This window comes from Aquirufa esocilacus, from assembly GCF_042715595.1.
GTDB lineage: Bacteria > Bacteroidota > Bacteroidia > Cytophagales > Spirosomataceae > Aquirufa > Aquirufa esocilacus.
In genome coordinates, this window is record NZ_JBBKXX010000002.1 from 690527 (window position 1) to 704147 (window position 13621).

The 13621-nt window shown below is 43.4% G+C and carries 6 protein-coding genes and 1 rRNA gene; 3 read left to right on the top strand and 4 right to left on the bottom strand.

Annotation, left to right across the window (positions count from 1 at the left end; all coding sequences use genetic code 11):
- Positions 1-75: 75 nt before the first annotated feature.
- The 4 genes from SKC37_RS08480 to rpoB form a co-directional block, all read right to left on the bottom strand.
- Positions 76-1527, bottom strand: a complete 1452-nt coding sequence (locus SKC37_RS08480) for a tagaturonate reductase (RefSeq protein WP_377981068.1) — start codon at positions 1525-1527, stop codon at positions 76-78.
- Between the two features lie 87 nt (positions 1528-1614).
- Positions 1615-1935 carry a DUF3467 domain-containing protein gene (locus SKC37_RS08485; protein ID WP_223129982.1) on the bottom strand — a complete coding sequence of 107 codons (321 nt, stop codon included), beginning with the start codon at positions 1933-1935 and terminating at the stop codon, positions 1615-1617.
- Positions 1936-2007: 72 nt separating this feature from the next.
- Entirely contained in the window at positions 2008-6339 is a 4332-nt protein-coding gene (gene rpoC, locus SKC37_RS08490; protein ID WP_377981069.1) for a DNA-directed RNA polymerase subunit beta', read from the bottom strand.
- 56 nt (positions 6340-6395) lie between these two features.
- Complete coding sequence (gene rpoB, locus SKC37_RS08495) at positions 6396-10268, bottom strand: DNA-directed RNA polymerase subunit beta (RefSeq protein ID WP_377981070.1); 3873 nt, start codon at positions 10266-10268, stop codon at positions 6396-6398.
- Between the two features lie 414 nt (positions 10269-10682).
- On the opposite strand from rpoB, the gene SKC37_RS08500 reads away from it, so the two are divergent.
- The 3 genes from SKC37_RS08500 to SKC37_RS08510 form a co-directional block, all read left to right on the top strand.
- Positions 10683-11420: a helix-hairpin-helix domain-containing protein gene (locus tag SKC37_RS08500; RefSeq protein ID WP_377981071.1), complete on the top strand. Its 738-nt coding sequence runs from the start codon at positions 10683-10685 to the stop codon at positions 11418-11420.
- A gap of 63 nt (positions 11421-11483) precedes the next feature.
- Entirely contained in the window at positions 11484-13112 is a 1629-nt protein-coding gene (pruA, locus tag SKC37_RS08505) for an L-glutamate gamma-semialdehyde dehydrogenase (protein WP_377981072.1), read from the top strand.
- Positions 13113-13526: 414 nt separating this feature from the next.
- A 16S ribosomal RNA gene (locus tag SKC37_RS08510) occupies positions 13527-13621 on the top strand; the annotation flags it as partial.

The window sequence follows — 13621 nt, forward strand, 5'->3', positions numbered from 1 at the left end:
CATTTACCATTTTCTCCTTTATGCTATGTGCTCTATTCTTTATGCTTTAAATCTATACTCTCTACTCTATAATCTCTAAATATATTTCGTCACCCCCTCCACAAATCCTGGAACCTTTGTCAAATCCGTGCCCCATAAATCCGTATTGGATAACACTTTCTTCAAGTCAAAATCTTTCCAAGCCTCGTAGAAATACGGCGCATAATCGCATTGGATAGGGTAGGCCTCTCCGTTGCTATCGCCATAGTATTTTCCCTCTTCTTCTTTCACCGCATGCATAAATTGCAAGTAAGCCGCGAAGCCCATGCAGAATAGCTCAGGTGCTTTGCCAAAGTTTTTGGCATAATTAATCACCAATGGCACGTTACGCATCCGCATTTTCGTCGTGTACTGCACCGTAATGTCGATCAATTTGTGGTTAATGTATGGATTGCGGAAACGATCTAACACCGAACGTCCGAAGCGATCCGCCACCTTGAAATCCATTTTATAAGGGATGCTCAGCGCTAATTCGCTCAGCATTAAATTCATAATCAATTTGCTTAAATAGCCGTTCGCCATCACGTCTTTCACGAGACGGAAACCTAACAAAAAGGACATCCCGCATAGTAATGTGTGCGTTCCATTCAATAAGCGCAATTTCAATTCGCGGTAGATTTCGATATCCTCTGCGATAATTACGCCTTTATCCGCTGGGGCAAAGGATAGCACGTCTTTCACTTTGGCCCCTCCTTGAATCGCCCAAAGGCTATAGACCTCTGAAATGATCATCAAAGAATCCTCATAGCCTAATTGCGCACAAATCTCCGCATTTGTCGCCGCATCCGGGCTACCCGGAACAATGCGATCCACTAAGGAATTACAGAAGTGATTCGCCGTTTCTAGCCAAGTCACAAACTCTGTAGATAGACCGTGGTCCGCTGCTAATTTCAAGACGATGCCTTTTAATACATCTCCGTTGTTGATAATTAATTCCGTAGGAACAATGACCATTCCTGAGGCAGCAGATCCAGCGAAATGCGTGAAACGAGCATGCAAGAACGCCAATAATTTAGCGGGGAAAGAAGAGGGACAACCGTTCGCAATTGGATCGTTCGCCACATAGGTAATTCCTACTTCTGTGGTGTTCGAAAGAATGATTTGCATCTCTTCGCTTTTCGCGCATTCGATGATTTTGTCCCAGTCTTTCGAGGCAGTAATGGTACGAGAGATGGAGGAGTTGATAATATTCTCTTCTTTGGCTATACCCTCATCGATTCCCTTGATGCAATGCGTATACAAACCATCTTGTTCATCGAAAGCATCTGCGCCTCCTTTTGTCGTCGATTTTACGACTACTACGCGACCTTTGAAAATTCCTTGGCGGTTTGCTTTGTCGATATAAAAATCGCAAAGTCCGCGTTGCAAGACTCCCGTCCCAAACTGTAGGACTTTCTCCGGATACGTGAATATCTCCGGTGATGGAATTTGTAAAGCTATGGAAGATTGAAGTTTGCCTGACTCCAGGAATTTTTTAGATAAGCGCATATAATTCTAATTTCCTTTAAAAGGCAAAAATCCCACCTTTTTACCTGATTTTCAGCTAAAAAAATGGGATTAAATCACCTAAAACGTTTACGCTTCGCCTATGGGGCCGTTATAATTCATCGGGAATTGGAAACCTGCGGCATCTCCCTCTTTCATAATGGGGCCAAAGGCCTCTTCGTACTTCTGAATATTCTCTTGAAGTGCTTGCATTAAGCGGTAGGCGTGGTCAGGTGTCATGACGACTCTCGACTTTACTTTCGCCTTAGGAAGACCTGGTAAAATGCGAATAAAGTCCATCACAAACTCGGATGGGCTGTGAGCAATGAGTGCCAAATTTACGTAATGGCCTTCCGCCATTTCTTCTGGAAGCTCGATATTTAATTGATTTTCTTCTGCGGGGTTTTCCATATTTCTGTTCTGGTAAAAAATAAACCCCCGAACTTAAGAAAAGCCGGGGGTCTATTCAAATGATTCTACAAATTAGTTTGCAGCTTCTACTTTTTCTTTCGCTTCAGCGATTTCTGCAGCTTCTTTCTTCGCTTCGATTGCTTTTAGCTCATCTTTCGATGTAACCAAAATATCTTTGTAGCGACGAAGACCAGTACCAGCTGGAATCAAGTGACCTACGATAACGTTCTCTTTCAAGCCGTCTAAGGTATCTTGTTTCGCGCGGATAGACGCTTCAGAAAGTACTTTCGTAGTTTCCTGGAACGACGCAGCTGAAATGAATGATTCAGTTCCTAATGAAGCTTGCGTGATACCTTGTAAGTTAGAAGAAGAAACGGCTGCTTGCGCATCACGTACTTTCATTAACTTCATATCTCTACGTTTTAACGAAGAGTTCTCATCACGCAAGGCACGAGCTGAAAGTAGTGCGCCTGCTTTGTATTTCTCAGAATCTCCAGCGTCAGTGATCACTTTCTTATCTAAAATCAAGTCGTTCTCGTGACGGAATACGAAACGATCTACGTTTTGACCTTGTAAGAATTGTGTATCTCCTGGCTCTAAAATCTGAACTTTTTGCATCATTTGGCGAACGATACACTCGATGTGCTTATCATTGATCTTCACACCTTGTAGACGGTAAACGTCTTGGATCTCGTTCACTAAGTATTCTTGTACTGCAGTAGGTCCTTTAATCTTTAAGATATCAGACGGAGTAATCGCACCATCAGAAAGAGGTGCACCTGCACGTACGAAGTCATTATTTTGTACTAGGATAAATCGTGTCAAAGGTACTAAGTAACGACGCTCAGCTCCCTCTTTCGGTGTCACGATAATCTCACGATTACCACGCTTAATCACACCGTAAGAAATTACCCCATCAATCTCCGTTACTACGGCTGGGTTAGATGGGTTACGTGCTTCGAATAATTCCGTTACACGTGGAAGACCTCCCGTAATGTCACGCGTTTTACCTGCCGCACGAGGAATCTTAGCGATAATTTGACCCGCTTTGATTTTATCTCCTTCGTCGATCGCTAAACGCGCACCTACTGGAACGTTGTATACTAAATCTTCTTTGCCTTTTGCTTTAACTAATACGGATGGGTTCTTTGTCTTATCTTTCGATTCAACAATTACTTTCTCACGCATACCTGTTTGCTCATCCGCTTCCTCTTTGTAGGTATTGTTTTCTTCGATTGCCTCGAATTCAATTTTACCTTCAGCTTCAGAAAGGATAACCGCATTGTATGGATCCCAAGCACAGATTTCATCTCCTTTTTTCACTGCTTGGCCTTCCTTAACGCGTAAGAAAGAACCATAAGGAATGTTAGAAGAGATCAAGATTTGTTTGTTCGCTGGGTTCACAATTTGAACCTCACCAGAACGACCCATCACGATTTCTACTGGATTACCATCTGCATCTGTAGAGCTGACAGAACGAACCTCTTCGAAGTTAATCACCCCGTCGAATTTCGCTTTAACGCTCGCATCTAAGGAAACGTTTTGTGCTGTACCACCCACGTGGAACGTACGTAAAGTTAACTGAGTACCTGGCTCACCAATCGATTGAGAGGCAATTACACCTACCGCTTCTCCTAAGTTCACCATTGCAGCTGTTGCTAAGTTACGTCCGTAACATTTCGCACACACACCGCTTTGCGTCTCACAAGTTAATACCGAACGAATCTCTACTGACTCGATCGCTGTCTCATCAATTTTCGTTGCGATAGCTTCGTTGATTTCATCACCTGAAGCTACGATTAACTCATTGGTGATTGGATCATATACATCGTGAATAGACACACGACCTAAGATACGCTCAGATAATGGCTCGATGATCTCCTCATTGTCTTTCAATGGGAACACCTCGATACCTCGTAACGTACCGCAATCATCTTCGTTCACGATCACGTCTTGCGCAACGTCGTGTAGACGACGAGTCAAGTAACCCGCATCGGCTGTTTTCAAGGCAGTATCTGCCAAACCTTTACGCGCACCGTGAGTCGAGATAAAGTACTCTAATACGTCAAGACCCTCTTTAAAGTTAGAAAGGATTGGGTTTTCGATGATTTCACCTACTGAACCTTGTAAGTTCTTCTGAGGCTTAGCCATCAAACCACGCATACCACCTAGTTGACGAATTTGCTCACGAGAACCACGGGCTCCAGAGTGCATCATCATGTAGATCGCGTTAAATCCTTGGTTATCCTCTTCCATCTGCTTCATCAAAGTCTCGGTAATTTTCGAGTTAACTTTTGTCCAGATGTCAATAACGGCGTTGTAACGCTCGTTATCTGTGATTAAACCCATTAAGTAGTTGTCCCAAACCGCTTGAACATCCTCCTGAGCTTTCTTCACTAAAGAAGCTTTCTCTGCAGGAATTTGAACATCACCAATACCCATCGATAAACCACCGTGGAAGGCTTGTTGGAAACCTAATTCTTTGATATCATCCAAGAATTGCGCTGTACGAGCCATACCACAGATCTTGTGAACGTGTGAGATGATTTGTTGCAACTTCTTCTTCGTCAATAACTCATTGATGTAACCTACTGCCTCTGGAACGCATAAGTTGAATAACACACGGCCCGCAACAGTTTCCACCATTTCTTGAACCAATGTGCCATCTTCCTTACGTACCGTAGCTTTCACTACAATGTTCGCGTGCTTAGACAATTTCTTCTCGTTCAAGGCGATAACAACCTCCTCAAATCCGTAGAAACGAGATCCCTCACCAGCCACTTTGTGATCAGGAGTTGACTTACGTCCTTTGGTTACATAATATAAACCTAACACCATGTCCTGAGATGGTACCGTAATAGGCGCACCATTCGCTGGGTTCAAGATGTTATGAGATGCAAGCATTAATAACGAGGCTTCCAAAATCGCTTCATGTCCTAGTGGAACGTGAACCGCCATCTGGTCACCATCGAAATCGGCGTTAAAGGCCGTACACGTTAATGGGTGCAATTGGATCGCTTTTCCTTCGATTAATTTCGGTTGGAAAGCTTGAATACCTAAACGGTGAAGGGTAGGAGCACGGTTTAAAAGAACTGGGTGTCCTTTCATTACATTTTCCAAAATATCCCAAACCACTGGATCCTTACGATCAACAATTTTCTTCGCAGACTTAACCGTCTTCACGATACCACGTTCGATCAACTTACGGATAACAAACGGCTTGAATAATTCTGCCGCCATATCTTTCGGAAGACCACATTCGTGCATTTTCAATTCTGGACCTACCACGATAACCGAACGACCTGAATAATCGACACGCTTACCTAATAAGTTTTGACGGAAACGACCTTGCTTACCTTTCAACATATCAGAAAGAGACTTCAAGGCACGGTTACCTTCAGAACGAACCGCATTTACTTTACGTGAGTTGTCGAATAAGCTATCAACAGCTTCTTGCAACATACGTTTTTCGTTACGTAAGATTACCTCTGGCGCTTTGATCTCAATCAAACGCTTCAAACGGTTGTTACGGATAATCACACGACGGTATAGATCATTTAGATCAGATGTCGCAAAACGACCTCCATCTAATGGCACCAACGGACGTAATTCTGGTGGAATTACTGGAACCATTTTGATGATCATCCACTCTGGACGGTTATCGATACGACCGATCGACTCACGGAATGCTTCTACCACTTTCAAACGCTTCAAGGCTTCAGCCTTACGTTGTTGAGAGGACTCCGTGTCCGCAGAGTGACGCAAGTCAGCCGATAAGCTGTCTAAGTCAATGCGAGATAATAACATATTTAACGCGTCAGCACCCATTTTCGCGATGAATTTCTGTGGATCTTCATCAGGTAAATGTTGGTTCTCGCGCGGTAATTTGTCTAAGATATCTAAGTACTCGTCTTCTGTTAAGAAATCAAGGTATTGGCTACCGATCTTTCCTTCTTCCGCGTACATACCTGGTTGAACTACGACGAAACGTTCGTAATAGATTACTTGGTCTAATTTCTTAGTAGATAAACCTAGCATGTAACCGATTTTGTTCGGTAAGCTACGGAAGTACCAGATGTGTGCAACTGGAACCACTAATTCGATGTGGCCCATACGCTCACGACGTACTTTTTTCTCCGTTACTTCTACACCACAGCGATCGCAAATGATGCCTTTGTAACGTATACGCTTGTATTTGCCGCAATGGCACTCCCAGTCCTTCGTAGGACCGAAGATACGCTCGCAAAACAAACCGCCCATTTCGGGTTTGTAGGTACGGTAGTTGATGGTTTCCGGTTGTGTTACCTCGCCATTAGACCCCTCTAAGATGGACTCAGGAGAGGCTAGTGAGATGGTTACTTTTTGGAAATCGCTATTCAGCTTTCTAGTCTTTTTAAATGACATTTTCTATGTATTTTATTGGAAAATGAACTCTTTTAATAGGGCCAAAGCCCAATGGTTTACTCAAGGGTGATTTCAAGGGCTAAACCTCTCAATTCGTGAATCAATACGTTGAATGATTCTGGAATGTTAGGCTTAGGCATGTTTTCACCTTTTACAATAGCTTCGTAAGCTTTTGCGCGACCGATGACATCATCAGACTTCACAGTTAAGATCTCTTGCAAGATATTCGCTGCACCGAAGGCCTCTAATGCCCAAACCTCCATCTCACCAAAACGCTGACCACCAAACTGAGCTTTACCACCCAATGGTTGTTGTGTAATTAATGAGTAAGGTCCGATCGAACGTGCGTGCATCTTATCATCCACTAAGTGACCCAGTTTCAACATATAGATGATACCTACAGTCACCGGTTGATCAAATTTATCACCCGTTAAACCATTGTATAAATACGTACGACCCCAGTCTGGTAAACCAGCTAACGTTAATTCAGCCGCTACCTCTGCTTCAGTTCCGCCGTCGAAAATAGGCGTCGCATAACGCTTACCTAATTTTTGTCCAGCCCAACCTAATACGGTCTCGTAAATTTGTCCTAAGTTCATACGAGATGGTACCCCTAGTGGATTCAATACGATATCTACTGGTGTTCCATCTTCTAAGAATGGCATATCTTCTTCACGAACGATACGAGCAACAATACCCTTATTACCGTGACGACCCGCCATCTTATCACCCACTTTTAACTTACGCTTCTTAGCTACATATACCTTCGCTAATTTCACGATACCTGCAGGCAATTCATCACCTACCTCTAACACGAAACGCTCACGCTTAAAGTTTCCAGCGATTTCGTTACGACGAACGTGGAAGCTCTTAATTAACGCTAAGAAAGTCGCGTTAGTCGCTGCATCTGCAGTAGCATCTTCTACGATCAAATCTGAAAGTAAATTCGCTTCTTCAGGAACTGCATACGTTGACTCATCGCGGTATAAGTTTTTATCTGGGAATAATAATTCTTCGATGTTTTTCGCTGTGAATTTAACCCCTTTCTCTACGATCACTGTACCAAACTTATGACGGATACCACCACACGTTTTTCCAGCTAATAAAGCAACGGTCTTTTCGATCATGATCTTACGAACCTCTAAAAGGTCTTTGCCGTATTGCTTCATAACCAACTTCAATTCAGCCTTCGACTTATCACGTTGATCCTTATCCTTTTTAGGACGAGCGAACAATTTCGTGTCGATAACCACACCTTTTAACGATGGTGGCGCTTTCTTCGAAGCATCTTTCACATCACCTGCCTTGTCACCAAAGATGGCACGTAATAATTTCTCTTCTGGAGTTGGATCAGATTCTCCTTTTGGTGTAATCTTACCAATTAAGATATCTCCTTCTTTCACCTCAGAACCTACGCGAACAACACCGTTCTCGTCTAGGTTACGAACTGTTTCCTCAGAAACGTTCGGGATTTCAGAAGTTAATTCCTCCTCACCACGTTTCGTATCACGTACCTCTAATTCGAATTCCTCAATGTGGATCGAAGTAAAGATATCGTCACGAACAACTTTTTCAGACATCACGATCGCATCCTCAAAGTTGTAACCTTGCCATGGCATGAACGCCACTTTCATGTTACGACCTAAAGCTAGCTCACCTGCTTGAGTTGCATAACCCTCGCAAAGTGCTTGACCTTTCACCACTTTTTGTCCTTTGAAGACAATCGGCTTTAAGTTGATTGTTGTATCCTGGTTCGTTCTACGGAACTTGATTAATTTGTATTCTTTTGTAGAACCGTGGAAGCTTACTAATTTTTGCTCCTCTGTTTGATCGTAGTTCACTACAATGCGTAAAGCATCAACGTATTCGATCACACCACTTCCTTCAGCAACGACTAAAGTACGTGAGTCAATCGCAACGCGGTGTTCTAAACCTGTACCTACGATAGGTGCTTCTGGGCGTAACAATGGCACCGCTTGGCGCTGCATGTTCGATCCCATCAAGGCACGGTTCGCATCATCATGCTCTAAGAAAGGAATCATAGAAGCCGCAACCGAAACAATTTGGTTAGGCGCTACGTCCATATATTGTGCATCCGCTGGATTAACTAATGGGAAGTCACCTTCGAAACGTGCTTTCACACGGTCAGATAAGAATTTACCCGTTTTGTCAATCTGTGCATTTGCTTGAACGATGTTCTTGCCATCTTCTTCTTCAGCCGTTAAATACGAAACAGTTGTAGACGTATCTACTTTTCCTGATTCGATTAGACGGTAAGGAGTTTCGATGAAGCCCATTCCGTTTACTTTCGCGTGAACGCAAAGAGAAGAAATCAAACCGATGTTAGGTCCCTCTGGCGTTTCAATCGTACAAAGACGACCGTAGTGCGTATAGTGAACGTCACGAACCTCGAAACCAGCTCTTTCACGAGAAAGACCGCCTGGCCCAAGGGCAGACATACGACGCTTGTGCGTGATCTCAGCTAATGGATTCGTTTGATCCATAAATTGAGATAGCTGATTTGTTCCAAAGAACGAGTTAATCACAGACGATAACGTACGTGCATTAATCAAGTCAACTGGCTTAAAGTCCTCGTTATCACGAACGTTCATACGTTCTTTGATCGTACGAGCCATACGCGCAAGACCTACACCGAACTGAGCATATAATTGCTCACCCACGGTACGTACACGACGGTTAGACAAGTGGTCAATATCATCGACAACCGCGCGAGAGTTGATCAAGCCGATCAAATACTTCACGATAGAGATGATATCTTCTTTTGTCAATACCTTAATATCCATTGGGATATCATGGCCTAATTTTTTATTGATACGGTAACGACCTACTTCGCCTAAATCATAACGCTTGTCTGAGAAGAACAAGTTTTGGATGATATCACGTGCCGTTTGCTCATCTGGAGCATCCGTGTTACGTAATTGCTTGTAGATAACTTCTACCGCCTCTTTCTCCGAGTTCGAAGTATCTTTTTGTAATGTATTGTAGATGATGTTGTAATCAGTAACATTCGCATCGTCTTTGTGCAAGATGATCGTGCTAGAACCTGATTCCAAAATCGTCTCGATCTCATTCTCTGTAATAACAGTATCACGCTCGATCAAGATTTCGTTACGGTCGATAGAAACTACCTCACCTGTATCTTCATCTACGAAGTCTTCCTGCCACGTTTTCAAAACTCTCGCAGCTAAACGACGTCCTACCGTTGACTTCAAAGTCTTCTTGTCTACCTTTAATTCTTCAGCTAGGCCAAATAAATCTAAGATATCCTTGTCATTTCCGTAACCAATTGCACGAAGCAATACAGTCACTGGGAATTTCTTTTTACGGTCGATGTACGCATACATCACATTGTTAACGTCCGTTGCAAATTCAATCCAAGAACCCTTGAATGGAATGATACGAGCCGAATACAATTTAGTTCCATTTGTATGCTTCGATTGCGCGAAGAATACACCTGGCGAACGGTGCAACTGAGAAACGATGACACGCTCAGCTCCGTTGATCACGAATGATCCACGTTCTGTCATGTACGGAATGTTTCCTAAGAATACTTCCTGTTCGATGGTTTGGAAATCCTCGTTGTCTGTATCATTACAGATCAAGCGTAATTTCGCTTTTAAAGGTACTGAATACGTCAAACCGCGGTCGATACACTCATCTACCGAATATTTCGGCGGATCTACAGAGTAGTCAACGAACGATAAAACGAAGTTTTCCCGCGAATCCGCGATAGGAAAATTCTCAGCAAACACTTTAAATAAACCTTCGTCAGTACGATTCTCAGCAGCTGTTTCTAGCTGGAAAAAATCCTGAAAGGATTTGATTTGGATATCCAGAAAATCTGGATAATCGATCACAGACTGCGTTTTTGCAAAGCTGTGTCTTCCGGTGGCAGTGATGTTACTCAAGGCTTTATACGTTTTAAATTAAATGAAAAATGGCCCTCTGGGCACAATTTAAAGCTGAAATGCCTCGTAGATGAAAAAATGATCCCCCTTTGCGCTTCCCCTACGATAAAGGAATTGTGTTTCAGAAATCATTTCTTTTTGGATAGGCCCGGAGGCTTGTACCCTAAAATAGCCTGCAAAGGTACTGATAATTTTCTGAGATACAAGGGGGTTGTGAGATTTTTGTTTGAGATTGCCTTGGAAGTAAAGAATAGAGCATAAAGCACAAAGAATAAAGTTGGAGCCGCCGTAGGCGATGCCTTTATGAAGTGTTGTGGTCTACTTTTCTAAAACATCCAAAATGGGGCTTCAGCCTCATTTTTAACCAACTTTATTCTTTGTGCTTTATTCTTTATGCTTTAAAATCATCCACTAATGAAAAATAAGATCCACTACTACCTACGCTTCGTCCTCGCCTACACCCATGAGGAGATTAAAGGGATTGTTGTACTCTTCCTAATGATGGGTATCTATGTCCTTTATTATATAGGAAATGAATACTATAGTAAAGAGCAGGAAAGACTTGAATTTAATCCGGTGGTTTGGGAGGCGAATTATAAGAAGATAAGTCCGAAGTCTGGAGGGAGAGAGTCCGGAGGTTTTAAGTCCGGAGGCCGGGGGAAAGGTTGGGTCGACTATGGGAGCTATAAGTCCAGCGGAAAAGAGTCCGGAGGTTTTAAGTCCGGCGGCTACAGGAGGCAGCAGGCTATCGACATCAATACCGCAGATTCGGCAGCATGGGTGGCGCTGAATGGAATTGGGCCGGGGTTTGCGAAAAGGATTATTACCTATAGAGAGAAGTTGGGTGGGTTTTACCAAGTAGATCAATTGAAAGAAGTGTATGGTTTGGACTCGATTTGGGTTAAAGAAAATAAGGCTTTATTAAAGGTAGGAGCGGGGGTTTATCGGTTTCTGAAGATTAACCAGGTAGAATGGAAAGATTTCAGGCATCCGTATTTGCCTTATGGGCAGTCGAAGGTGGTTTTGGCCTACAGAAAACAGCATGGTCCGATGAAAGATTTTGAAACCTTGCTGCAAATTCAATTACTAGATCAGGTGGCGTGGAGGCGTTTGAAACCTTACCTGAGCTTTGTGGTTCTTGATAATAAGTAGAAAACGCGTAATTTAGCATCCTATTTATTACACATCAACTTTATTACACATCAACGAAACAATATGTCCTCAGGAGTTTTTCAAGTGCCTACACCTGTGAATGAGCCTATTTTGCAATATGGCGCAAATTCAGCGGAGAGATCCAAATTAAAGCAAGCCCTTTCGGATTTGCGGAATCAGCAAATTGACGTTCAGATGCGCATCGCTGGTCGTTCTGTAAAGGGTGCCAAAAAAGTCGCCATGACTTGCCCCCACGATCACCAACACGTGTTAGGTCACTATTATGAAGGAGGAAAAGCAGAAGTAGCGCAGGCGATTGACGCGGCTCTAGCGGCTAGATCGGCTTGGGCATCGATGCCTTGGGAGGATCGCGCGGCGATCTTTTTGAAAGCGGCAGATCTTTCAGCGACTAAATATAGAATGCAATTAAATGCGCGCACGATGTTAGGTCAATCGAAGAATGCCTACCAGGCGGAAATCGATGCGGCGTGTGAGTGGATTGATTTCTTGCGTTTTAACGTGCATTACGCACAACAGATTTATAGCGAACAACCGATTTCGTCGCCTGGCGTTTGGAATCGCTTGGAGTACCGCCCTTTAGAGGGCTTCGTTTACGCCTTGACTCCTTTTAACTTCACGGCAATCGCGGGTAATTTACCGGCGGCACCTGCCTTGATGGGAAATACGGTCGTTTGGAAGCCATCGCCTACCCAGGTGTATTCGGCGGGATTATTGATGGAGATTCTAGAGGAGGCAGGTTTGCCGGCTGGTGTGATCAACTTAGTGCTAGCGGATGGCCCGGAAGCAGGGGAGGTAGTATTCTCTCACCGCGACTTTGCGGGGATTCACTTTACGGGATCGACAGGCGTGTTCCAGACGATTTGGAAGAATATAGGTCAAAACATCGCCAACTACAAGTCCTATCCACGCATCGTGGGAGAAACAGGCGGCAAGGACTTCGTTATAGCTCATTCCTCCGCTGACGCTAAAGCATTAACAACTGGTTTAATCCGTGGCGCCTTCGAATACCAAGGCCAAAAATGCTCCGCAGCCTCTCGCGCCTACGTTCCCGCTTCCTTATGGCCAGCGGTAGAAACACAATTGAAGGCTGATTTAGCCGCCATCAAAATGGGCGGCACAGAAGATTTTGAAAACTTCGTGAACGCAGTCATCGACGCCAAAGCTTTCGCGAAAATCACCTCTTATATAAGTGAAGCCAAAAAGTCCCCCGAAGTAAGCGTTATTTCAGGTGGAAATTTCGACGATTCGAAAGGCTATTTTGTAGAGCCTACGGTTTTATTAACGACGAATCCGACCTATCGCACGATGGTGGAGGAAATCTTTGGCCCGGTATTAACCATCTATGTATACAATGATGCAGATTGGAAAGAAACCCTAGCCTTAGTAGACTCGACTTCAGCGTATGCCTTAACGGGTGCGATTTTCGCGCAAGACAAATATGCGATGCTTGAAGCGATGAAAGACTTAGAAAACGCGGCAGGTAACTTATACTTAAATGATAAGTGTACGGGAGCCGTGGTGGGCCAGCAGCCTTTTGGCGGTGCGCGCGCCTCTGGAACGAATGACAAGGCGGGTTCTTATTTAAATTTATTGCGCTGGGTTTCTCCGCGCACGGTGAAAGAAGTCTTCGTTTCGCCTACGGATTTCCGTTATCCTTTCTTAGAAAAGTAATAATCCTTTTATTGCCAAAAAAGGCCAAAACCTCGCAGAATTAATTTTTGCGAGGTTTTTTTATTTTTTATTTAAAATTTTTCTCTTTGATTTTCAGTGTTTTAGCACATTTTCATTAAAAAGTTTCGAGTGCAGACTTGCGTTTAAAAAAATAATCCTACATCTTTGCACTCCCAATCGCTAGGAACAAAAGGTTTCTAGAGCAAGACTGAGAGTAGATCAGGTGATTAAGTTCACGACAAGGCGGGTTGCTTTGTTTGATTTATTGGAGGTACAAGAGTTCTTTGACGTGTTGATAGAAATAAAGAAGAGATACTGTGTTTAAATCACAGTGTCGAAATAGTAGCATTCAAGACAAGGATAATGACAATTTTCTTATATTAATAAGAGCAGTCAAACATCCAAAGATTATTTACAATGGAGAGTTTGATCCTGGCTCAGGATGAACGCTAGCGGCAGGCCTAATACATGCAAGTCGAACGGTGTCTTCGGACATAGTGGCGCACGGG